Annotated in this window: 1 protein-coding gene; it reads right to left on the reverse strand. The window is 38.3% G+C overall.

Annotation, left to right across the window (positions count from 1 at the left end):
- Positions 1 to 256 (reverse strand): hypothetical protein (locus tag ACFINS_RS10570; protein ID WP_375706245.1); only part of this gene is annotated, 256 nt, incomplete at both ends.

A 256-nucleotide genomic window follows, 5' to 3' on the forward strand; every position in this document is an offset into this window, starting at 1 on the left:
AAATCCCATATTTTCAAGGAGTGGTACGCGTTTGGAAAGAGCTAGTTCTTCGTAGCGGTGAAAGAGTCGGAGAGAAATACTTTGTTTTTCTTTATTGTAGGTATTATAAAACGTAACAAAAAGCGGTTTTTTATCATGAAGACTTAAAATATGTCCGGCATCTTCAATGGCATCTTCAGTGGAAAATAAGTCACGATAGCTGTTGGGAAATTGGCTGGCTAAGCGCGTTTGTTGTTCTGTTATTTTGCGGGTAAGA

Origin of the sequence: Bartonella sp. AA2SXKL (genome assembly GCF_042197205.1) — a bacterium.
In the GTDB taxonomy this organism is placed as follows: domain Bacteria; phylum Pseudomonadota; class Alphaproteobacteria; order Rhizobiales; family Rhizobiaceae; genus Bartonella.